The sequence below is a fragment of the Dethiosulfatarculus sandiegensis genome (genome assembly GCF_000931935.2).
Classification (GTDB): Bacteria; Desulfobacterota; Desulfarculia; order Desulfarculales; family Desulfarculaceae; genus Dethiosulfatarculus; species Dethiosulfatarculus sandiegensis.
Window position 1 is genome coordinate 62,276 of record NZ_AZAC01000004.1, and the last position, 23,438, is coordinate 85,713.

At 51.6% G+C, this 23,438-nt stretch carries 20 protein-coding genes and 1 tRNA gene; 17 read left to right on the forward strand and 4 right to left on the reverse strand.

What is annotated here, in order from left to right:
* Window positions 1–248 precede the first annotated feature (248 nt).
* Window positions 249–1,445, reverse strand: a complete 1,197-nt coding sequence (gene pseC / locus X474_RS04350) for a UDP-4-amino-4,6-dideoxy-N-acetyl-beta-L-altrosamine transaminase (RefSeq protein ID WP_044347024.1) — start codon at window positions 1,443–1,445, stop codon at window positions 249–251.
* A gap of 375 nt (window positions 1,446–1,820) precedes the next feature.
* Window positions 1,821–2,570, reverse strand: a complete 750-nt coding sequence (locus X474_RS04355) for an SIR2 family NAD-dependent protein deacylase (RefSeq protein ID WP_044347026.1) — start codon at window positions 2,568–2,570, stop codon at window positions 1,821–1,823.
* A gap of 233 nt (window positions 2,571–2,803) precedes the next feature.
* Here X474_RS04355 and X474_RS04360 point away from each other — a divergent pair, with 233 nt between their 5' ends.
* From X474_RS04360 to X474_RS04385, 6 genes are all read left to right on the forward strand, one after another.
* Window positions 2,804–3,988: a DegT/DnrJ/EryC1/StrS family aminotransferase gene (locus tag X474_RS04360; RefSeq protein ID WP_044347027.1), complete on the forward strand. Its 1,185-nt coding sequence runs from the start codon at window positions 2,804–2,806 to the stop codon at window positions 3,986–3,988.
* Window positions 3,989–4,387: 399 nt separating this feature from the next.
* A complete protein-coding gene (gene sat / locus X474_RS04365) occupies window positions 4,388–5,602 on the forward strand; it encodes a sulfate adenylyltransferase (protein WP_044347028.1) in 1,215 nt (404 codons plus the stop codon).
* A 163-nt stretch (window positions 5,603–5,765) separates the two neighbouring features.
* Window positions 5,766–6,728 (forward strand): putative metalloprotease CJM1_0395 family protein, encoded by a 963-nt coding sequence (locus X474_RS04370; protein WP_197281970.1) that lies wholly within the window; start codon window positions 5,766–5,768, stop codon window positions 6,726–6,728.
* Window positions 6,729–6,945: 217 nt separating this feature from the next.
* Window positions 6,946–7,419 carry a tRNA adenosine(34) deaminase TadA gene (tadA, locus tag X474_RS04375; protein ID WP_269433160.1) on the forward strand — a complete coding sequence of 158 codons (474 nt, stop codon included), beginning with the start codon at window positions 6,946–6,948 and terminating at the stop codon, window positions 7,417–7,419.
* Window positions 7,420–7,435: 16 nt separating this feature from the next.
* Window positions 7,436–7,530 (forward strand) — tRNA-Ser (locus X474_RS04380).
* Between the two features lie 97 nt (window positions 7,531–7,627).
* Window positions 7,628–7,897, forward strand: coding sequence for a DUF6538 domain-containing protein (locus tag X474_RS04385; RefSeq protein WP_044347030.1), 270 nt, complete (start codon window positions 7,628–7,630; stop codon window positions 7,895–7,897).
* Between the two features lie 84 nt (window positions 7,898–7,981).
* On the opposite strand, the gene X474_RS04390 is transcribed toward X474_RS04385, so the two are convergent.
* Window positions 7,982–9,130 (reverse strand): M20 family metallopeptidase, encoded by a 1,149-nt coding sequence (locus tag X474_RS04390; protein ID WP_044347031.1) that lies wholly within the window; start codon window positions 9,128–9,130, stop codon window positions 7,982–7,984.
* A gap of 296 nt (window positions 9,131–9,426) precedes the next feature.
* A complete protein-coding gene (locus X474_RS04395) occupies window positions 9,427–10,176 on the reverse strand; it encodes a GntR family transcriptional regulator (protein WP_052514858.1) in 750 nt (249 codons plus the stop codon).
* Between the two features lie 782 nt (window positions 10,177–10,958).
* On the opposite strand from X474_RS04395, the gene X474_RS04400 reads away from it, so the two are divergent.
* From X474_RS04400 to X474_RS04450, 11 genes are all read left to right on the forward strand, one after another.
* Entirely contained in the window at window positions 10,959–12,056 is a 1,098-nt protein-coding gene (locus X474_RS04400; RefSeq protein WP_044347033.1) for a mandelate racemase/muconate lactonizing enzyme family protein, read from the forward strand.
* A gap of 70 nt (window positions 12,057–12,126) precedes the next feature.
* On the forward strand, window positions 12,127–13,305 hold the full coding sequence (locus X474_RS04405) for a M24 family metallopeptidase (protein WP_044347178.1): 1,179 nt from the start codon (window positions 12,127–12,129) through the stop codon (window positions 13,303–13,305).
* A 27-nt stretch (window positions 13,306–13,332) separates the two neighbouring features.
* Window positions 13,333–14,325: a TAXI family TRAP transporter solute-binding subunit gene (locus X474_RS04410; RefSeq protein WP_044347035.1), complete on the forward strand. Its 993-nt coding sequence runs from the start codon at window positions 13,333–13,335 to the stop codon at window positions 14,323–14,325.
* Window positions 14,326–14,647: 322 nt separating this feature from the next.
* Entirely contained in the window at window positions 14,648–17,257 is a 2,610-nt protein-coding gene (locus X474_RS04415; RefSeq protein ID WP_052514859.1) for a TRAP transporter permease, read from the forward strand.
* A 175-nt stretch (window positions 17,258–17,432) separates the two neighbouring features.
* Complete coding sequence (locus tag X474_RS04420; protein WP_044347036.1) at window positions 17,433–18,605, forward strand: pyridoxal phosphate-dependent aminotransferase; 1,173 nt, start codon at window positions 17,433–17,435, stop codon at window positions 18,603–18,605.
* A gap of 66 nt (window positions 18,606–18,671) precedes the next feature.
* Complete coding sequence (locus tag X474_RS04425) at window positions 18,672–19,817, forward strand: 2-oxoacid:acceptor oxidoreductase subunit alpha (protein ID WP_052514860.1); 1,146 nt, start codon at window positions 18,672–18,674, stop codon at window positions 19,815–19,817.
* On the forward strand, window positions 19,814–20,611 hold the full coding sequence (locus X474_RS04430) for a thiamine pyrophosphate-dependent enzyme (RefSeq protein WP_044347037.1): 798 nt from the start codon (window positions 19,814–19,816) through the stop codon (window positions 20,609–20,611). The genes X474_RS04425 and X474_RS04430 overlap by 4 nt, the downstream gene beginning before the upstream one ends.
* Before the next feature lie 17 nt (window positions 20,612–20,628).
* The gene (locus tag X474_RS04435) at window positions 20,629–21,171 is read left to right on the forward strand and encodes a 2-oxoacid:acceptor oxidoreductase family protein (RefSeq protein ID WP_044347039.1); all 543 of its coding nucleotides are present in this window, start codon (window positions 20,629–20,631) and stop codon (window positions 21,169–21,171) included.
* 23 nt (window positions 21,172–21,194) lie between these two features.
* Window positions 21,195–22,325, forward strand: a complete 1,131-nt coding sequence (locus X474_RS04440; RefSeq protein ID WP_044347040.1) for a succinate--CoA ligase subunit beta — start codon at window positions 21,195–21,197, stop codon at window positions 22,323–22,325.
* A 4-nt stretch (window positions 22,326–22,329) separates the two neighbouring features.
* Window positions 22,330–23,199 carry a succinate--CoA ligase subunit alpha gene (sucD, locus tag X474_RS04445; protein WP_044347041.1) on the forward strand — a complete coding sequence of 290 codons (870 nt, stop codon included), beginning with the start codon at window positions 22,330–22,332 and terminating at the stop codon, window positions 23,197–23,199.
* Between the two features lies 1 nt (window position 23,200).
* Entirely contained in the window at window positions 23,201–23,401 is a 201-nt protein-coding gene (locus tag X474_RS04450; protein WP_044347042.1) for a 4Fe-4S dicluster domain-containing protein, read from the forward strand.
* The last annotated feature ends 37 nt before the right edge of the window (window positions 23,402–23,438 follow it).

Sequence of the window (23,438 nt, forward strand, 5' to 3'; positions counted from 1 at the left end):
AGCCGGGTCGAGCAGGAAAAGGCCTCTGCCCAAGCGGCGGTGTTTAGCAAACAGACAGGTAAGATCAAATTTAAGGGAAATAATTTAGTTATTAAAACTTGATTAGGTAACTACTTATTTCGGCGCTGGACCTACCTGGCCTGAGAGATCACTCATTCAAACCCAAGCGCCTTTACCCGGATTGTGGGTTGCCTTGAAGCTGAATCCGGGTGGTCAGGTGCTCGTAATGGCTTTTGGTTTTCCTTTTGTCAGAGCAGGTAGGCCTTCAGCACTTTATCCATGGCCATGACCACGTCATCCGCATCCGCATCTGACATCAAGGGAAAGAGCGGCAAGGTGAGGATTTCTTTGGCCGCTTGTTCCGCCCTGGGCGCGGTGCCTTCTTTAGTGCCGAAGTTCTGCCTGTAAAAGGGGTGCATATGCACTGGTGTGTAATGGACGTTAACCCCAATGCCCTCTGCCCGCAGGGCCTTGTATATTTGGTCCCTGTCTGCGCTGAGGCGGGTCAGGTCCAGTTTGACCACATAGATGTGCTGCGAGTTTTCGCGGTCCGGTGCATTCACCAGGGTAACCAGGCCGGGCATATCGGCAAAGGCCTGGTTGTAACGTTTGGCCAGTTCTTTTCTGCGTTCAACCCAAGCCGGAAGTTTGGCCAGTTGGCTCAGTCCCAGGATGCATTGAAAATCGTTCAGCCGATAATTATAGCCCAGAGAGGTCATCTCATAGTGCCAGGTGCCCTTGGCCGCCCTTTGCTTGAGGTCCAGATCAATTCCGTGATTGCGGAAAGAACGCATGCGTTTGGCCGCTTCCGGATCTTCGGCGAGCACGGCCCCGCCTTCACCTGTGGTGATGTGTTTGGCTGGGTGAAAGCTCATGGCGGTTAAGTCCGCCAGGGTGCCGACCTTGCGGCCCTTGTACGATCCGCCCAGGGAATGGGCCGCGTCTCCTATCAGAACGGATCCGTATTGCTCGCAGATGGCCTTCAGGGCATCGTAATCGCAAGGCTGGCCTGTGTAGTCCACCGCCACCACCGCTTTGGTCTTGTGAGAGATGCGCTCGGCCACACTGTCCGGGTCAATCAAAAGGGAGTCACTTGACACGTCGCAAAATACAGGGGTGGCTCCTTGGTAAACCGCGCAGTTGGCGCTGGCCACAAAGGTCATGGTCGTGACCAGAACCTCGTCGCCCGGGCCAACCTGGGCTCCGGCCATGGCCGTGTGCAGGGCGGCTGTGCCGCTGGAGACACTTACAGCCTCCGATGCCCCGGTGAGGTCTGTGAGTCCTTCTTCAAAAGCCGCCACATTGGGGCCAGTGGTGAGCCAGTCTGAACGCAGCACTTGAAGCATGGCCTGGAGATCCTTTTCATCCAGGCACTGACGGGCATAGGGCAGGGTTTGGGTGCGTACTGGTGTCCCGCCTTCCAAGGCCAGTTTGGTGCTCTGCATTTCTTTCCTCCGGATCATCTGGTGCTGCGAGGGAAAATTCATCCCCTGAGATACGAATTTGTCATTTTACTCCCAGTAAAGGAAAGGAGCCAGCATTATAGAAAAGCTTTTGTGGTTTTTTAGAGACTATTTTAAAAGCCGGGTCGAGTCTGGAAACAGGGCTTGGCATGGCTTGGTTCTTTGAAATTAAAGATCGCATGCCGGTAGAAAGAATTGTCGGCTTTTATAAAGCTTTTTATCTGAAAAAACAGCGGGCTTTTGGGTAATAAACCCGGAATGAAAAGTCTGATCTATTTTTGGGTTGCCGGAAAAAATAATGACAGGTTGCCCTATTCGGGCTCATTTTTCATATTGCATTAACCTGTAACGCCTTTATTAATCATCGCATTTTTCGCGTATTTGTTCAACCAGCTCGGGGAGTATTTCCCCTGCGTCTCCCAGCAGTACAACATCTGAAATCTCTTCGGAAAGGGCGGTTTTTTCCAGGTTTATCTCCACCACCCTTGCTCCTGCCTGTTTGGCCAGGAGGGGCAGGTGAGAGGCCGGGGCCACCTGGGCGGAAGAACCAACCACCAGCATGAGCTGGCAAATGGAACTCATGGCAAAGGCCGCCTTGATAGCTCGCTCCGGAATTTCCTCACCAAAAAACACAATATCCGGTTTTATCAACCCTCCGCAGAGACATCGGGGGGGATCCTCTAACATCATGACTTCATTTCTGGAAAAGGTGCGGCCGCAGCTCAGGCAGCGCAACCTGCGCTGGGAGCCGTGAAACTCAACCACCTGACGGCTGCCTGCGGCCTGGTGCAGCCCGTCTATATTCTGGGTGACCAAAAGTGAAACTCGACCCATTCTTTCCAGCTCGGCCAGGGAGTAATGGGCCGGGTTGGGTTCGGCGCAGGCCACGGCTTCGTCCAGCTCCTTGAGCATTTTCCAGACCTTTACCGGGTTATTGCAAAATGCGTCTATGGAGGCGTATTCCATGGGATCGTATTTGCTCCAAAGCCCCTGGGATCCCCTGAAGGCCGGAATTCCGCTGTCCACACTCATGCCTGCTCCGGTCAGGACTACTATGTTTTGGATTCCATTGAAAAAGCCAGCTACCTTACCGATCATTTCCTTCATGTAATACGCCTTTTCACCCCATACCCTTCAAGGCTTGACAAAATCGTCGCCAAGGAACACAAGGTGTATAGTGATAAAATCAGTTTTTGTTACCTGACCAGTGGAAGCCGCCAAGAAGTTCTGATATTGGCTTTTGACAATGAAGAAGACTTGCTCGGGTTGGTCGGGTCTGCCTAACATGGCTATTAATAATGATTATATCCAAACCACGGCTTTAAGCCAAAGGAGATAATATGTCCGCCACAAATCCGGTAACAGTGCCAATGTTGGACTTAAAGGCCCAGTTTGCCCAGATAAAAGATGAGATCATGCGGCCGGTGGGAGAGATTTTTGAAAAACAGGCCTTTATCCTGGGCCCGGCTGTGGCCGACATGGAAGAGGAACTGGCCCGTTACTTGGGAGTTGGTCATACCGTGGGCGTGGCCTCGGGCACGGACGCGCTTTTACTCTCCTTGATGGCTCTTGGCATTGGTCCCGGCGATGAGGTGATCACAACCCCCTTTACTTTTTTCGCCACCGCGGGTTCCATAATGCGCACCGGCGCCAAACCGGTTTTCGTGGATATAGATCCCGATACCTATAATATAGACCCCAAGGCGCTGGAAGCCCTTTTGGAGGGGGAAAACAAGCCGGCCAAGGCCAAAGCCATAATTCCGGTGCATCTCTTCGGCCAGCCCGCGGATATGGACGAAATCATGGAGCTGGCGGGCAAGCACGGGCTTTATGTGGTGGAAGACGCGGCCCAGGCCATAAGCTGCGCTTATCCTTCCCGGATCGCCGGAAAAGATATTATGATCGGCGGAATCGGCACCACCGGCTGCTTTTCTTTCTTCCCTTCCAAAAATTTGGGCGGAGCCGGTGACGGCGGCCTGATCTCCACCAATAACGATGAGCTTGCGGCAAAATTACGCTCCATGCGCACCCACGGCTCCCATCCCCAGGAAAAATACCGTCACCTTTATCTCGGCGGCAACTTCAGGCTGGATGCCCTGCAGGCGGTTGTGGTCTCCGCCAAATTGCCCCACCTGGATTCCTGGAGCCAGGGCCGTAGGGAGAACGCGGAACATTATAACCGGCTGTTCAAGGATTCGGGCCTGTTGGACAAAGAGCTTGTGAGTACACCTTTCCGTAAATGGCCGGAGTGCGAACGCTCCCACATCTATAATCAGTATGTCATCCGAGCCAAGGACAGGGACGGAGTAATGGCGGCTCTTAAACAGGCCAAGGTCGGCTGCGCCATCTACTATCCAATACCCATGCACCTTTTGGAATGCTTCGCCTCCCTGGGCGGTAAAAAAGGTGATCTTCCCCAGGCGGAGAAGGCCGCGGCGGAAGTTTTGGCCATTCCGGTTTACCCGGAGTTGACAACAGAGCAAAAAGAGCGTGTGGTCGAGGTAATCAGTGAATTTTACGCCTGATCAGTAAAGGCCCGCCTGCGGATCCTCCGGGCGGGCCTGTTATTAACCACCTCTTTTACTTCCTTTGCATAAGAATAATTTTTAGCCTGATTCCTTTTGGTTTTTGAGTTTGTGAAAAATAAGACTTGACATAGTATGCGGGTGAATTCTAATTTAACGCTGATGAGGAATTAAGCCTGGAGGTTTTCCAGGTTTAAGATGGTTCAACAGTGAGGGGTCGCCAATTCACGGATTGTTCCTGATTTGGCGCTATTATTTGGCTGCATATTGTACATTTTGGCACAAGCTGGTAGCATAGTTAGCTTATTATGCCACCCGGTTTAATAGCCCAACCGCCGATTCGCAGCTTTGACCTACGAAGGTGTTGGGCGCAGTCACTTCAAGCTAAGGAGGATTCTTATGGCATTGGTTCCCCCCCATGGCGGAGGCGATCTCAAGCCGCTATTGCTGGAAGGTGCTGCTCTGGAGGCCGAGAAAAAGGCGGCCGAGGGCTACAAAAAATTGGAAGTGACCACTCGTGAAGCCTGCGACTGCTTCATGCTGGGCATTGGCGCCTTTACTCCTTTGGATGGTTTTATGGGCGAAGCCGACTGGAAGGGCGTCTGCGGCGAGATGAAGCTGGCCAACGGCGTCTTCTGGCCTTTACCCGTGACCGTGAGCGCCGGTGACGAAGAGGGCATTGAAGTAGGCGATATGGTTGCCCTTTACAATGGCGAGTATGGCGGCCTGGTGGCCACCATGGAGGTCAAGGAAAAATACGAGATCGACAAGGCCTGGGAATGCCGCCAGACCTTTACCACCGACGATCTGGAGCACCCTGGCGTGCAAAAGGTCATGGACCAGAAAAAATGGAACCTGGGCGGACCGGTCAAGGTTGTGAGCGAAGGCGGATTCCCCGAGGAATACGGCGAACTCTATGCCAAGCCCGCCGAGACCAGGGCTATTTTTGAAGAATTTGGCTGGTCCCGCGTGGCCGCTTTCCAGACCCGCAACCCCATGCACAGAAGCCATGAGTTCTTGGCCAAGATCGCGGTGGAGGTCATGGACGGCGTGATCATCCACCAGGTGCTCGGCAAACTCAAAGCCGGTGACATTCCGGCTGAGGTGCGGGTCAAAGCCATCAACGCTCTTACCGACAACTATTTTGTCAAGGGCACTGTGGTCAGCAAGGGCTATCCCATGGAAATGCGCTATGCCGGTCCCAGAGAGGCCCTGCTGCACGGCGTATTCCGCCAGAACTTCGGTTGCTCCCACTTGATCGTCGGTCGCGACCACGCCGGTGTGGGGGACTACTATGGCCCCTTTGACGCCCAGAAGATTTTCTACGAGATCCCTGAGGACAGCCTGGTATTGGATCCGCTGCCCATTGACTGGACCTTCTATTGCCGTAAATGTGAAGGCATGGCCTCCATGAAGACCTGCCCCCACGGCAAGGAAGACAGACTTTTGCTCTCCGGCACCATGGTCCGCAAGACCTTGAGTGAAGGCGGCGAGCTGCCCAAGGAATTCTCCCGTCCTGAAGTTGTTAAAATCCTGCAGGAGTACTACCAGTCCCTGGATGAAAAGGTGGAGATTAAGCTCCACGGCGCGGCCACTGGTGATGTGAAAAAGTAAGCTCCTTCTCCTGTCAGTATTCGTTGTTTGGCGGCGGCCCTTTGGGGCTGCCGCTTTTTTGATGAATTTGTAAAATAAAATTCAAGTATTCCAACCTGTAAGCCGATAAGCCAATTAAGGAGTAATGTAAAAGGTCTGCTTTGAATTGTGGGAGGGTGAGGGCATGAGTATCAATCCACTAGCTGCCGGGTTTGATTACCCCATGGTTCCTCCTGTGGCAAATGAGCCTCAGGAGAAGGCGGGGCAGAACAGCTCCCGTGCTGTCCAGGCCCGGCCGGAAGCGCCCGTTCAGGCCGGTGTGGATATTGCCGTCATTTCACAGAGCCCAAGGCCGGTCGAAAACACCTCTGAGTCTTTAAAAACTCGAAAAGATCCGCAAAAGAATAATCCGGATCCCACACAAAGAGAAAGCCACAACCAGGCAACAGTTCTTTGCACCTGTGGTCAGACTCCCTGCATCTGCATTAAAACTCAAAATGAAGATCAGGAGCCAAACAGCTCATCCACGGACTCGGAACAAAAAACCGCCATTGGCCGGGAAGAAGAGGAGAAAAGGCAGACCTCCACTATTGAGGAAGAACTGACTCCCAAAGAGGAGGCCGTGGTGCGTGAGATGAAACAAAGGGACCAGGAGGTGCGGGCCCATGAACAGGCCCACATTGCGGCCGGTGGTCAGTATGTGGGGGGAGGGGCCCGCTTCAGCTTTGAAACCGGACCGGACGGCAGACAATATGCCACAGGCGGCGAGGTGAGTATCGATGCCTCCGAGGCCCAGACGCCCGAGGCAACCATACAAAAGGCCGCCATTATCCAGAAAGCCGCCCTGGCTCCGGCCAGCCCCTCGGCCCAGGACAGGGCAGTGGCCGCCAAGGCCGCCCAGATGGGGCGTGAGGCCCAGACAGAGCTGAGTAAGGAAAAACAGGAGCAAGCAGAGTTGGCGGCCCGGGACCTGGCTTCCAAGGGCTTCAGCCCGAAAAATATAGGGGGAGCGCAAGAGAACCTGGAACAGGGTGCAACCACCCCGGCGAAAGGGATAAACCGGGAAAACCCGTTTCCTGTTCCCGGCACCGGAGATGCTCCCCCGCCTTTTTCCGTGCGGAATAAGCGCTTGAACCTGGTTATCTGAGCTGCGGGCCATGGATGCCCCGCCGAGTTGCGAATATTTTAAGTATGAGTCAATCGCGCCATTTGGCAAAAGCGTGCTTTTGCCAAATGGCGTTTGTCAAAGTCCGGCAGGGCTTTATCAAGAATCCTTAACCGGGGGTCGTCACCCCCGGTTTTTCAGCAAAAAGATTTGTTGAGGGGTTGTTGCAGAGGCGATAGCCCTATGGTACTTATCGGAGGTGGTTTTATTCAGCGCATCAGACCGGCAATATATGCAAAAGGCCCTGACCCTGGCCAAAAGAGCCGGAAAACTCGGGGAAGTGCCGGTGGGGGCCTTGCTGGTCGATGAAACCGGCAAGCTCATGGGTTCCGGTTATAACCGCAGTATTGCGGCCTCAGACCCCACGGCCCACGCTGAAATGAACGCCATGCGCCAGGCCGCCGCAGCCACGGGCAACTACCGGCTAACCGGCAGCACCCTGTATGTCACCCTGGAACCCTGCCCCATGTGCGCAGGGGCCCTGGTCTGGGCCAGGATAAAAAGGGTGGTCTTCGGGGCCTATGATCCCAAGGCAGGCGCTTTGGGATCCACCATGGACCTCTCGGTTTTAACGAGCCTGAACCATCACCCGGAGGTCCAGGGCGGGCTCATGGCCGATGAATGCGCCCAGTTGTTAAAAGAGTTTTTTGCCAAAAGGCGAAAAAGCAAATAATATAGTCTCAAAGTGCGGAGAGGTACCGAAGTCCGGTCGTAACGGGCCCGACTCGAAATCGGGTTAGCGGTTTACCCCGCTACGTGGGTTCGAATCCCACCCTCTCCGCCATCCTTCTTTATCTTGCTGCATTTCTTTATAAATCAGTAAAATCCACCGCAAATTTGCTCAACTGTTACAGTTCCCTGTTACAGCGGAGTGAAAAATCATGTCCAAAATGGGCCGCCTGGTTCGTGGTGGAAACGTCTATTATCACCGTGCTTCCATCCCCGCCGACATCAAGGACTCCTACCCCAAGAGTGAAAAGACCTTCTCGCTTAAAACCAGGGACTACCGGGAAGCCGTGAAGCTGGTGAGAGTGGCTGCGGTTGAAGTGGATCTGAAATTTGAGGAACACCGAAGGAAAATAGCCGGGCAAAGGCTGGTTCAACAGGCCAGGGCTGTAGTTGAGGCTGAGCAAAGGGCAACAAAAACTTAAGTTGAGCATGGGAAAAGTTGAAGGCCAAGAAAGAGAAGGCCAGCAAGCTAGATTGGCGCTGTATTTACAGCGCCAATCTTACAATCAGCCCACCAGGCGTTTCAGTATACCGGCTATGAGAGTGGTTTTATAAAATAAAGATGGAATGCTCATAAATTCATCCGGGCTATGGGCTCGGCCCCCATAGGGCCCCATACCGTCAATGGTTGGCACTCCTGCCGCAGAAATATTGTTTGCGTCCGATACCGCGCCGGCGCTAATCCAGGATATATCTTGTCCCAGACTGTGGCCAACCTCCTCAACCTGGGCCATAAGCTCCTTGGTGGCCTCAATCGGTTCAAGCGGTGGCCGGTGAAACTCGCCGGTTAATGTGCAGTTGGTTCCGGGTAGATTGTCATTGCTGCATATTTCTTCCAGGCTGCGTTGAATTCTTTGCTGCTCACTATTGTTGCAGACCCGTATGTCAATAGATGCTTTGGCCTTGTCAGCGATTACATAGGGCAGTTCACCACCGCTTACCACCCCCACATTCAAGGTTGTGCCAATGTCAAAGTTATTCAATGCATTGAGCTTTTGGATCTTATCCACCATGGCCAATATAGCGCTGGCACCCTTTTCCGGCTCTGCGCCGGCATGGGCGGAGATACCGTTAAAGTCCAGATGAAATACGCCCACGCCCTTGCGGTTCGCCAACAGGGCGCCTTGCTCCGGCTCCCACTCAAAAACAAACGCCCAATCCGCATCTCCCGCTAGTTCCGGCCACAGGGGCCTGGATGTGGGGGATCCGGGTTCCTCATCCGAATTGACAACGACCCTTATATTGCCCCTGATGGATTTTTGACTTTCAAGCAGTGCCTTAACACCAAAAAGCATGGTGGTGAGGCCGCCTTTCATGTCCATCACACCAGGCCCATACAGAGTGTCTCCTTTACGGTGAAACGGCATATCGGTCGACAAGGTGCCCATGGGGAAAACGGTGTCAGCATGGCCTACAAGTAATACTGTCGGCCCATCTGTACGCGGTGTTTCAGCCACCAGGTGACTTCCAAACTCATCCTGATGAATGCGGCGGGTGTTTAAACCCAACTCCTGGTAGTCCCTTTCAAGAGTATCGATCACCAGATTAACTTGGTTTTTATCAGTACTAGGGCTCTCAATTTTGACCAGTTGTTCAAGATAGGCCAGAATATCGTCCTTTTGCCTGTCAATTATAGGTTTGAAACCAGTACTCATGAAAATAACTCCTGTTTGGTAATCGGCAGCACTATATCTGGAAAAAAAATACAGAGGGCCTAAAATGCCCATCCGCGCAAATTAATTCATGCTAGGAGCGTCTTCCCCACGATGAACATGTTGCAATATGGGGCAGAGTGAAGCGCTACTAGAACCAGTTGTCATCACGGCCAGCCGAATGCCGTCCACTATAGACAGCAAACCCTTTTGTGGTTGTCTGCAAGAGGGGCTGTCCCCCCCCCATGATTGACGTCGTGTATTTGCAGATCGTTAGGCCTCATTTGTTGCCTAAAGATTTAACTCCCAATGCCCGCAACCTTGTGCGTCGCGCCAGATTCGAGTGGAAAATTATTTGCGTGCTTCAAAGAAGCGAATGTACGCTGTTTGCTGTTTTCCAGGTGAATAAGAGTATACGCTTTGGCCATATTCGAATCCTGGGCTATGATGGCTTGCACTATATTCAGGTGTTCCCTTGAAATAACCCTGATCATATTTTCTTTTTGAGTATCCTCGGTGGCAAATGTCTCGGCGTAATTACGGAATCTCAAGGACCTTTCATTAATGGTGAGCTGTAGGTCACCGGTTAAGGTTCCGCGCACCGGCAGCATTATCAGATCGTTAAGCTGTTTATCAATTTGCAGGTAAAGGTCGATATTGACTTCACTCATGTCAGATTCAAGGACCTTGTTTATATTTTTATGTAATTTTTGGGCAGCCCTTAAAAAGGTGCTGCCCTTGGACAACGATTGAGTCAAGATCTCCACCAACTGCGGTTCAAGCAGTTTTCGGGCTTGGTAGGTTTGGAGCAAGTCCTCGTCGGTTATCTCTGATACACGTATTTTCTTATGTGCGGTGTGAACTATCAGGCCTTCAGCATTCAGCCTGCCCAAGGCTTCACGTATGGGAGTTTGACTGAGGTTAAGAGTTTCAGCCAGATAGCCTATGGAAAGGTTCTGCCCTGGAACCAACTTATTTTTCAGTATTAATTCCTTAATTTCTTGGTATGCATACTCTCCCAAACGTTTAGGCTGTCTTTTCACGACCATGGCGACTCCAAGTATGAAATCAATAAAAAACTATATAGTGTATATAGTGTGTATAGTACTACAAATTGAGCCAAAATTGGCAAAAAACGAGAAAAAATTATATTACATTGATATTAAAGAATATTTCTATTAAGTCTAACTTCATTTCTTTAAGCATGGGTAAGCCTAGGGTAAGGAACTAGACGTCGAGGCTCTATGTCTTGGATTTTTTTATACCCGTTCTTCTTTCATGCAGTTCCGATGGAAACTTTAATAGATACAGTCGATGACAGTGAATTCGCTTATATCTGTAACTACTTGAATTAAATCAACTAAATGAAATTAAGCTCCGGCTGGTAAAATTAACCGCACCACTACCCCTGTAAAAGCTGTACTCGTAAAATATCAAACAAAACAAGTAGTTAGCTTCTACTAACCTATATTGTTTTGTTTGTTTGTCGATTATATACAGTTTTACTTAAGTCCTGAAAAACCATATCAAGGCTCCCGTGTTGTTTTGAACGGCTTTCTAAAGCAAATACAATAGTTGATTGCTAAATTAAAAGTAATATCAAATATATATGTGTATAAAATTTTTTATCGAATTGGAATTGGCCGATGAAAAAATAGCCAAATTGATGTGCGGATTTTTTTATATTGACAAGAAAATATTGATATGATTGTATTCCTATACAATATACAAAATATACTAAGGAGCTATTTCACCCTGATAAAACTCTAAATTAATCCCAAGCCACTTTAGTTGCGCTGAGCATAGAGGTCGGCTGGTCAGGAAAAGCCAAATGAGAATTCGCCTGTTGCAAAACCATATCCACTACCATCCCGGCCTTGTGCTGCACACTGCTTCTTCCGGGGCTGTTGGGCATTTGGCGGAACTCTATCTGGTGCTTGAAGAAAATCGACAGGTGCTGGGTATCGGCGAAGTAAGGGAAAATATAGCCTATCTTAACGGTCTTGATCTGGAGCAGGTTCGTGCGGCTGTAGCCACACTGTTGGATGAGATCAGGTGGGAGGCTGGGCCACAGGAGATTATTGAGGATCTCCGCTCCCAAACCGAGAACCATCCCGCAGTGGCCAGGGCATTGGTCGACAGTGCTATGCATGATTGGTGGGCCAGACAAAACAACCTTAGTGTGTCTGAGAACCTGGGCCATTCGTTCAGCCCTTACCACGGTACTAACCAGTGTATCTTTTGGTGTTCGGATGATCACTGTCTGGAAATGGCGCAAGGGTATTTTAACCGCAATTTCAAGGAACTGAAGCTGAGGGTTGGTATCGCGGAGTTTGACAGGGATATCAAACGCATATCAATGCTGCGCCAGAAGCTGGGCTCTGGTGTCAAACTGGCGGTGGATGCAAACGGTGTTTGGAATCACCAACAAGCCCTTAACTACATTGACCGGCTCGCAGAGCTGGGGATCGCTTATGTGGAGCAGCCCATTGCTCCGGGTGATTGGCATAAGCTTGGCGATCTGGCCGAAAAATCTCCCATACCGATCATGCTGGATGAAAGCATCGCTTCTTTGGATGATGTCAAAAGAGCAGTGGACACCCATGAAAATTTGGCTGTGCATCTGAAAATAGTGAAGATTGGCGGTATCACGCCTCTGCTCGAGGCAGCCGATATCATCAATCGCAACCAGAGAATTCTCATGATCGGGCAAATGAACGAGGGCAGCGGCGCCACCGCAGCCGCCTACCAGTGCGCAATAATAGCCAAGCCCAAGTATGCAGAATTGTATGGCGCAGACGGCTTGCAGGACGATGTCTTGGGCGAGATCGGCTATGAGGATGGCAAGGTGATAATCAAGGATAGGTTGGGAATAGGAGTCCGGTTTAACCGAATGCCTGACGCCTGCCTATGGGAGAAGAGTGTTTAGCCTCTTCAATTCCCGAACAGGATATGGAGCCACTTAATAATATAGATACCTGTTTATGAAAGAAGAAATCATGACATCACCAAGTATTGTTGTGGAACCGGGAATCGAATGCGTTTTCCCGCAAGAGGAAATAGAACAGCGGCAACAGGCCGCCAGGCAGGAGCTTGAAGACCGCGGAATCGATATCCTGCTGGTTACCGGGCCGGAGAATATCTTTTATCTGACCGGCCAACAGTCGCCGGGCTATTACACCTACCAGGCCCTGCTGTTGCCCAAAGACGGGGCGCCTTTGTTTATCGTGCGCCAGCTTGAACTCAACAACCTGATCGCCAATACCCGTCTTGATATCAACAATGTATATCCCTACGCCGACAATGCCGACCCCGTAGACGTTACCATTGAGGTAATCACCAAACTTGGCTGGAGTGACAAACGGATCGCCATCAGCCAACGGGAATGGTTTTTCCCCGCAGCAATCTTCAAGGCCCTTGAGAAACAACTTGGCCAATTGGAAGATGCCACCGGCATCATCGAAGGCCTCAGGGCAGTCAAAAGCCCCGCCGAGTTAGCCAAAATCGAGCAAGCAGCCAAGTATGTCGATGAGGGCATGCGTGGCGGTATGGCGGCCATAAAAATCGGGAACAACGAAAACTCCGTGGTTTCGGCCATGATGGGGAAAGCTATTGCCGCAGGTTGCGAGTATGTGGGAATGGAACCCCTTATGGCCAGCGGTAAACGTTGCGGTGTGCCCCACGGCACCTGGCGCAGAAACGAACTCAGGGACGGTGAGCCCGTGTTCCTGGAGATGGCCGCCTGCCATGACCGCTATCATGCCGCACTGATGCGTTCAGCCTGGATCGGGCAGGTGCCGGATGAAGCCAGAAGGATGATGGACACCTGCCTGGAGGGTTTGGCCGAGGCATTGGCCATGTTGAAACCCGGCAATACTTGCGAGCAGGTCCACGATGCATGCCAGAAAGTGATAGACCGCGACGGCTACACGGAAAATTACAAAAAACGCACGGGCTACAGCATAGGCACCGCCTTTGCCCCTGATTGGGGAGAGGGCAACGTTCTGAGCCTTTACACAGACGTTAAGACGGTTTTGAAACCGGGAATGGTCTTTCATATACCGCCGGCCTTGAGGATTTATGGCGTCTTTACGGTGGGGGTCAGTGAGACTGCCATAGTCACCGACAGTGGGTGCAAAACACTGTCCGGTATTCCAAGGGAATTGTTAGTTGTATAAATGCAAAGAAAGTTGCAGGAGGAAGTAATGTTTAAAATTGGGAAAATTCTCTCGATTATCTTGGTGTTGGGACTTACAGCCGTACTTACGCCCCCGACGACCCAGGCTGCCGGAAAGAAATTCATCACCATCGGCACCGGCGGAATAGGCGGCGGCTACTACCCCGCCGGCGGATTTGTATGCAATATCATCAATAAGACCAGGGAAAAATACGGCCACAACATCCATTGTTCGGTGGAGAGCACCGCCGGGTCGGTTGGCAACCTCCGTTCGCTCCGGGCCGGTGATATCGATGTCGGTTTTTCCCAGGCGGATTGGCAGTTCCACGCCTTTAACGGCAGCAGCAAGTTTAAAAAAGTCGGCCCCAACCCCAAAATCCGGTTCCTTTTTTCTCTGCAGATCGAACCCATGCATCTAGTCACCCGCAAAGCGGCCAATATTAAAAATTTCAAAGATCTCAAGGGCAAGATCGTAAATACCGGCAATGTGGGCTCCGGCACCGAAGCAACAATCTACGAGGCGATTTCCCAATACAACACAACCGCCAAGGAACTCTTCAAACAGGACACCAAACTCACTCCCCGTGAGCAGGCTTTATCCTTATGCGACGGCAAGATAGACGCATTTTTTTTCCCGGTTGCGATTGGTACGGCCAGCATCGTGGAGGCGACCAACTCATGCGACGCCCAACTGGCTGACTGGAATGATGAAACCATATACAAATGGGTTGACAAGATTCCCTACCTAAGCCGCATGGAAATCCCCAAAGGCTCATATCCAGGTCAAGAACGCACTGTCAAGTCTTGGGGTATGCCGGCCACGGTGGTCACCACCTCTGACCTGGATGAGAAGGATGCATACCTTTTGACCAAAGCGGTCTTCGATGAATTCGAGAAATTCAAAAAACAGTCCGCGCTCTTCGTGGGTATGACCAGGGAAGGCTCAGCCAAAAACGGCCAGAGTGCTCCTTACCATCCAGGCGCCTTGAAATACTACAAAGAAGTAGGGTTGGTCAAGTAGCTTAGGGCCAAAGTAATAACGTTACGGGGAAAGTACAACTGCATTGGTGGTTATGTCTATTCCGACGAAATACCAGTGTAGAGTACTTCCCCATAATCAGGAACAGATTTGCTGGTGAATTTAGGGCCGATTGGAACAAGTATTTATTGAGAGGAGCAACAAATACTCCGCATATAAATTGAATGCTAATCGGCTTTTTTGTTTAAATCATGGTTATCTCTCATTACTTAGACATAAAAGTTGGTGCACGGGATGCAACTTCCTTGAACGCTCCCATTAATAACTCTCTAGGTAAATTTGAAATTCCGGTTAGGAGACTGGCGTGCAGGATCACGATTTGGACAGTAACGTATTAGAATCCTTGGCCGCAAAAGATTTCGGGGGTAGAACTCCCGGGCCTTACATCTACCGGCTTCTTATTGGGGTTGCCTTTCTGTGGGCTTGCTATCAGTTATATATAGCTTCTCCATTGCCCCTCAAGCTGGACTTTTTACTGTTCGATGATAATCAGCAGAGGAACATTCACCTTGCGTTCGGCCTTTTTCTGGCATTACTTTCCTTCCCTGCTTTTGTTAAGTCACCTAAATCCAGGATTCCAAAAATTGACTGGATCCTGTGTATTGCCGGCGTTGTCAGTTGCCTGTATGTAACGGTTTTCTATGATGACATCTCCGAACGCTTGGGAGGAACCCACACAGTAGCGGAAATTGTTATTTCGGTAATTGGCCTTTTGTGTCTGATGGAGGCAACCCGCCGCATAGTGGGCTTACCGATGGTGTTGGTTGCTTCTGTCTTCGCGCTCTACGCTTTTGGTGGTAGGTATATGCCCTCGGTGATAGCTCATGCCGGGGTTTCCTTGAACAGATTTGTGGACCATCTTTGGTTGACTCCCGAAGGCATATTCGGTTTGCCGATAGGCGTATCCAACGGTTTTATCTTTCTGTATGTACTGTTTGGCTCCCTGTTGGACCGGGCCGGGGCGGGAAGCTTTTTCATACGGTTGTCAATGGCGCTTCTGGGCCATTACCGTGGCGGGGCCGCCAAGGCGGCTGTGGTTTCATCGGGGCTGACAGGCCTCATCTCCGGTTCCACCATCGCCAACATAGTCACGACCGGGACCTTCACGATTCCGCTTATGCGCAAATCGGGATTTTCTCCTGAGAAAGCGGGCGCCATCGAAGTGGCTTCATCCTTGAATGGGCAGATCATGCCGCCCATCATGGGAGCGGCAGCCTTTGTAATGGCCGAAATGCTGGGCATCAGTTACTACGACGTGGTCAAACACGCCTTCGTGCCTGCGGTCATCTCCTACATGGCCCTTTTTTACATTGTTCATATTGAGGCCTTGAAAGAAAATATCCCAGTGGCCAAGCGGGTGGTTGAATCCACTTTCTTCAAAAAGGCCTTTCTTTTTGCAACTTGTCTGATTCTGGTCATCGTCAGCAGTGTGTGTATTTATTTTGTCATCTCCGGGCTCAAGTTCGTGTTTGGAGACTACACTGTGTGGGCGGCTATCTTACTGGTGTCGGTTTCCTATCTTTTGTTGTTGTATCTGTCTTCTCGTCAGCCGGATAACCTCTTGGGAGACGAAATATCCTTAGAGGCGCAAAAGGGCGTAAAGTCCATTCTTTTGGCCGGAGCTTATTATGTGGTGCCGGTGGGAGTGCTTATTTGGTGCCTGATGGTGGAGCGTTTTTCACCTGGGTTCTCAGTCCAGTGGGCCATTTTATGTTTGCTGGTGATGCTGATCAGTCAGCGTCCTTTGGTTGCCCTGTTCAGAAAACAGAGTTTGACTCCGGAAATGTTCAAGGAGGGACTTAAAGACCTGTTCCATGGAATGGTGAACGGATCGCGCAACATGGTCACGGTGGCCATCGCAATGGCTTCTGCCGGTTTCATCGTAGGTGTTGTATCTCTCACAGGTGTGGGTCTTTTGATGACCGACATCATATCAACCGTCTCCGGCAACAATGTACTCTTGATGCTTTTGTTCACCGCGGTCATGTGTGTAGTGCTCGGTCTGGGATTGCCCAGTACGGCAAACTACATTGTGGTGGCATCGGTTATGGCCCAGCCTTTTGTGCAGCTTGCTTCCCAAAACGGGCTGTCTGTGGAACCGTTCGCCATACATCTTTTCGTGTTCTATTTCGGCCTGATTTCGGGAACCACTCCTCCGGTGGCTGTGGATGCCTTTGCCGGTGCAGCGGTTGCCAAAGCCAACCCCATGAAGACCTGCATTATTTCATTCGGCTACAGTCTGCGCACCGCAATTTTGCCCTTTATCTTTCTATTCAACCAGGAACTGCTCCTGTTTGGCGTCAGTTCATTTTGGTATGGCCTGTTCGTATTCATAATCGCTGTGGTCGCCATACTGGTATTTGCCGCCGCCAGCCAACAGTATTTCATAACCAAAAGCCATCTTTGGGAAAGCGCGGTTTTGTTGCTCGCTGCCTTCACCCTGTTCTACCCTTCGTTCTGGCTTGATCAGATTCAGGAAAAATATGCCCAGGTTCCGGTCAAGAATATTATGGAAATCGCCGAAAAGCAGCCAGACGGACAGAAAATACGCTTGTTATTCAGGGGGCGTAATTTTAGCGGTGAGGATACAAGCAGGGTGGTTCTGACTCCTTTGGGGGCTGCTGGCAAGCCGGGAAAACAGCGCCTCTCCAGGAATGCGGGAGTTGTGTTCAAGGTTGAGGGTGAAAAGGTCATAGCCTCTGCGGTTTTACCCGGCAGGGAAATAGCGAAAAGCGGTGTTATGTCCGGTTGGGAGTTGTACCAAATGCAGCTGCCCAGAGAGCGGATCGCCAAACAGTGGTTCTATTTACCAGCCTTCCTGGTTATTGCATTAATAGTATTTTTCCAAAAAAGGCGTATGCCGAAAAGTCAGGCATTGTCTGAGGGAAGTTCCGTTCAAAGTGCGGCGGCTTAAACAGCCTATGTCGTAAGTAAACAAAATATTATATGAGCCCTAGTGGCTCCATCTTAACAGAAGTTTTTATTTTATCGCTACGTATGCCGAAAAAAGACTTTTACGGGAAAAGTCTGCGCCGGCGCCAGGGACTGTTGCCGCCAACGGGCCTTTGGCGCAGCAAAAAGGAGACAAAATGGAGTTTAAATACCTGGCAGGTCCCATAGTGGAGCTTGAAGCATCGGCTACCGAGGCAGTGGATAACCGGGTTAAGGAAATGAGACAACAAGGGGTGGATGACATTTTGTCACTGGGCGTGGGTGAGCCCGCATTTGATACCCCGGATAATATCAAACAGGCCGCCATCCAGGCTCTTTTGCGGGGTGAGACCAAATACCAGCCCACAGCGGGTGTACTGCCTCTCAGGGAAGCCATATGCAAAAAGCTTGAAAAGGAAAACCGCATCAAGGCCACCCCCGATCAAGTAGTGGTAACCGCCGGAGGTAAATTCTCTATTTACCTGGCATTTACGGCTATGCTCCAGAAAGGGGACAAGGTGGTGCTGTTGGACCCGGCCTGGGTGAGCTATGAGGCCGCCGCTCAGATTAACGGGGCCGAGGTTATCCGGGTGCCATCCAGCCCGGATACTGGGTTCTCCCCCGATCTGGACCGTCTTTCTGTGGTAATGGACGATACGGTCAAGATTGTGGTGGTCAACTCGCCCTGCAATCCCTCGGGCGCGGTATTCAGCAAGGAGACCTTGGGCTCTCTGGCCGAAATTGCCGCCAAGTACGGGGCATTGCTTATGTCGGATGAGGTCTACGAATACCAGATCTACGGGCAGGAGCACTACTCCCCGGGCTCGGATTTTGACAACATCATCACAGTGAACGCGTTTTCCAAAAGTTATGCCATGACCGGATGGCGGTTGGGTTATTCGGTTGCCCCGCCCGAGGTCGTGGAAGGAATGCTGAAGATTTATTCCCATTCCACCAGCAGTGTGACCTCATTCGCCCAATGGGGCGCCATCGAGGCTTTGACCAGCAGCGAGAGCGCCGGTCAGATAAAGGGGATGCAGGAAATCTACCGCCAAAATCGTGAACTGATGATTGAACTCATCACGCAATCTGAATATTTGGATTTGTCAGTTGAGCCTCAAGGCGCGTTTTATTGCTTCCCCTCCTACAAGAGTGATCTGGGGTCGGTGGAACTGGCCACCCGGCTTTTGGATGAGCGCCACGTGGCATGTGTGCCCGGAGTGGCCTTTGGGGAATGCGCTGAAGGGTTCCTGCGTCTTTCCTATGCGGCCAGCCCTGAAGTAATCAAAGAGTGCATGGCCCGGATGGAAAGCTTTTTTAAGGAACTCTAAAGGTTGCAACAAAATCGCCTGATCCGGCAAGGACCTGGGCGGACATAACGAAAATAGGAAACTGATATGCCAAACACGGATAAAAAGGTTCTATCGGGCACCCACTTCATGCTGGGCAACCATGCCGTGGTGGAGGGGGCCCTGGCCGCAGGCTGCGATTTTTTCGCGGGTTATCCCATAACCCCGGCCAATGAGATATCGCAGTACATGTCTCAAAGAATGCCCAAGACCGGCGGCGTCTTCTTTCAGGGCGAGGACGAGCTTTGCTCCATCTACGCTTTGAGCGGGGCGTCCCTGGCCGGAGCCAAGGCAATGACCGCAACGGCCAGCGCCGGATTCAACTATATGCAAGAGGGCATCGGATATGCCGTGGCCTCCGAAATACCCATAGTAATGGTGGATGTGATGCGATGTCGGGGTGAGAACTATGCCACCCAGTCTGATGTCATGCAGTTCCGCTGGGGAGCCAGTGGTGACCACGAACATATAGTGCTTGCTCCCTCATCAGTACAGGAGTTGTTCGATTTCACGGTGCGGGCCTTTAATTTGGCCGAAAAATATCGCACTCCGGTCATGGTCATGTCCGAGACCACAATCGCATTGATGAGGGAAAAGCTGGTAATTCCGCCGGAGGATGAAATTCATATTGAACGGCGTAAAAAACCAAACGTACCCAAAGAAGAATTCTTGCCCTTTAAGGCCACGGATAACCAAGCTCCACCTCTGCCCGATTTCGGAGACGGTTATCGAATTTTACATTCATTGAATCCCCATGACGAAAAGGGCGGCATCGCATGGGACCCCAATGTGTTCGAGGATCTTTACCACCGCATCACCAACAAGGTGCTGGCTAATTATGATGACATAGTTAGCGTTCAGGAGTTTTTGCTGGATGATGCTGATATCGCTTTGGTGGCGTATGGCAGCGTGGCCAGGCCTGCGCGCCAAGCCGCAAGGCTGGCCCGCGATAAAGGAATCAAGGCCGGGGTGCTCAAGCTGGACACCATATGGCCGGTGCCGGAGCGGCACCTGAAAACCCTTTCGGAAAAGGTGCGCAAGGTGCTGACGGTGGAGATGAATATCGGCAAATATGCCAATGAGGTGGAAAGGGTTTGTGGTCCCAATTGCGAGACCGGAAGGATATTGAAAAACCGCGGTGAGATACACACCACCACCGAAATTCTTAGCGCAATCGAGGAGGCGGCCAAGTGACACAGCATCCGTTATGGAAATATCTCAGGCCCAATTCTTTGCCGCATTTCTTTTGCCCGGGCTGTGGAGCGGCCCAGGTGCTCAACTTCTTTTTGCAGGCGGCTGATGAGACCCATCTGGATTTTGACAAGTTTGTCGGTATCGGCGGGGTGGGTTGCGCAGCCCGGATTCCGGTTTATATAGACGCCGAAGCCCTGCACGGAGTGCATGGCCGAACTATCCCATGGGCCACCGGCATCAAGCTGCACAAACCTGAGCTCAAGGTGGTGATATTCGCAGGAGACGGTGATGCCAGCGCCATTGGCGGCGGCCACCTTATTCACGCCTGCCGCCGTAATTTGGATGTGACCATGATCGTGGTCAATAACCTTACCTACGGTATGACCGGCGGTCAGATGGCCCCCACAACTCCGCTGCACGTTAAGTCGGCCACCACGCCCTACGGTAACGCGGAAGAGCCCTTTGACATCTGTAAGCTGGCCGAGACCGCTGGTGCAACCTATGTTGCCCGCTGGTCCACCGCCAAGCCAAAAGGCGCTAAAAAGGCGATAAAGGAAGCCATAAACCATACCGGCTTTTCCCTGGTGGAGATCGTTACTCAATGCCCCACCAATTTTGGTAGACGGGCTTTGGGGACCGGCAGCGCGGTTGACGGTCTGGAGTGGATCAAGAAAAACTCCGTGACTATTAAAAAAGCCGAAACCATGTCACAGGCGGAGCTGGAAGGCAAATTCGTGCAGGGAACCTTTGTAAACAAACAAAAACCTGTCTTTATGGGCAGTTCTGTCTGTTGACAAGGGAGAGGATCAGCATGACTAGCAAAAATTTGAATATCAGATTCTGCGGTTTCGGCGGCCAGGGCATTGTCTTGTCGGCCGTAATATTGGGAACCACCGCCGTTACAAAGGCTGGTTTAAACGCGGTGCAGATGCAGTCCTACGGTTCCGAAGCCCGAGGCGGCGAATGCCAGGCAGAAGTAATCGTTTCAGACGGTCAGATCGAATCACCCTTGGCCGACGTCATGGACATGCTGGTTGCCATGTCCCAGCCCGCGTTGGACAAGTTCCTGGGAACCCTAAAGCAGGGGGGTACTTTGATCATTGATCCTGAGTTCGTGCAAAAACCAGAGCGCGACGACATCACCATATGGGAGGTTCCGGCAACCCGCATGGCAACGGATATCGGGGTGAAGCTGGCGGCCAATATGGTGATGTTGGGCTATCTCCAGGAAAAGACCGGATTGTTCGGCAAAGATGACCTCCTGGAGATCATAACCGCCAATGTTCCTGCCAAGTTCCTGGATGCCAACCTGAAGGCTGCTGAAAGCGGCGTTGGGCTGGCTGCGGAAAACTAACCTGAGTGGGATGATAATTAGCCATGAAGCTACTAGAATTTCAGGCAAAAAAAATTATGGCCCAAAACGGGATACCAATTCCCTCATCTCAACTGGTTGAGGGAGTATCAGACCTTGAGGGGTTGTCGTATCCTGTGGTTTTAAAAGCCCAGATTCCGGTGGGCGGTAGGGGTAAGGCAGGTGCAGTGCACCTCGTCAATGGCCTGGATGAGGCGCGGAGCGTAACCGAAGCATTGCTTGACAATGAGGTCAAGGGCTACCGGATTAAAACCCTGCTGGCCGAAGAGGCCGTGGATATAAAGCAGGAAATATACCTATGCTGCCTTAATGACAAGGAGGCCAACCGGCCCATGCTGGTGGCCAGTCGGGAAGGCGGGGTGGATATCGAGCAGCTGGCCAAGGAATCGCCCCACAAGATCTTACATAAAAGGATAGATCCTTTGGTAGGGCTCATGGATTATGACATCCAGGGCTTGGCTGCGGGTTTGGGCATACCGGCTGATGCGGAATTCAAAAAGGTTGTGCGGGGTTTATGGAATATCCTCCGTAATCAGGATGCCACCCTGGTGGAGATCAACCCCTTGGCCATCACGAATCAGGGCCCTTGCGCCCTGGATGGGAAAATTATCCTTGATGATAATGCCGCTTACCGCTTCAAAGAACAAAGGCAAAAACTCAAGGAAGAACAGTCCGACCGCATAGTCCAAGAGCGCTCAAATGCTGAAGAGCTGGCCGATAAGTATGAAATTTCATATGTACTTTTGGATGGAGATATCGGCATTATCGCTGACGGCGCCGGAACCGGCATGCTCACCTTGGACCTAGTCAAGGACTTGGGGGGCAAACCGGCCAATTTTTGCGAGATGGGCGGCAAGGCGGCTGCCGAAGCGGCTGAGCAGGCCATGGAGATCGTCATGGCGAATACCGGGGTTAAGTCTCTGCTTATCAGCCTGATCGGCGGACTTACTCGTATGGATCAGGTGGCCGAAGGCATAGACGCATACCTAAAAAAGAATCCCAGCCAAGTGCCGGTGTCCGTGCGTATGTGCGGAACAAAAGCTGAAGAAGGCATCCAAATTCTGGCCGCTCACGGCATCAAGGCCCAGGCGGATCTATTTGAAACAGCCCGTCAGGCTGTTCAGGTTGTGAGATGATATCTTGCCTATATTTATTGATGAAAACACCCGTATTCTTGTTCAGGGGATTACCGGAAATGTAGGGTCTTTCCAGACCAGCATCATGAAGGAGTATGGGAGCAAAATAGTGGCTGGGGTTACGCCGGGCAAGGGCGGACAAAAAGTGTACGGCATCCCGGTTTATAATCTTGTGTCACAGGCAGTGGCTGAACACGAAATAGATGCGGCTATCAGCTATGTCCCGGCCGCATTTGCCAAAATGGCGGCCTATGAGGTTATTTCCTCTGGGATTCCCTTTTTAGTGCTTACTACAGAGGGGATACCGGAAAACGACATTGTAAGCATCATGCGCTATGCCCAACTCGCCGGCTGCCGGGTGCTGGGGCCGGACACTCCCGGCTTGATTTCGCCCGGCAAGTGCAAACTGGGAGTACACCCCCACCAGATGCTAATGGAAGGATCAGTCGGTGTGGTCTCCAAAAGCGGGTCGCTTTCCTATGAGGTTTGCCGGGTGCTGACAGAAGCGGGTATTGGGCAGTCTTCAGTGGTGGGCATCGGCGGCGGCCCGATTTGGGGCACCACCCATGAAGAGGTGCTGCGGGAGTATGAAAACGATCCCCAAACCAAGGCGGTGGTGTTGCTGGGCGAGGTCGGCGGTAAGCTGGAGCACCGCGCGGCCATGTACATCAAAGAACATATGAGCAAACCGGTTGTGGCCATGATCGTGGGACGTTCGGCACCTCCCGGAGCGCAGATGGGCCATGCCGGAGCCATAGTGGAAGGCGAGGAAGGCACTGCCGCCAGTAAGCTCGCCGCCCTTTCCAAGGCTGGCGCGAGCACTGCCCGCACTCCCCAAGAAATAGTTAAAATCCTAAAGAATATTGGAGTCTGATATGAGCGTCTGCCTGGATGAGCAAGTCTGTAAGGGCTGCGGCTTATGTGTGGTCAGTTGTACTAAGCAGGTGTTGAAAATATCCCAGAAGCGCAACGCCAAGGGTGCCAGCTATGTGGAACAGACGGATCCGGAAAAATGCGTCAACTGCGGCATCTGTCAAGATATTTGCCCGGATCTGGCGATTTGGGTCTGTTCCTGACAGACAATGGTTTTTGGTTTGGGCTTAAATTTATTTG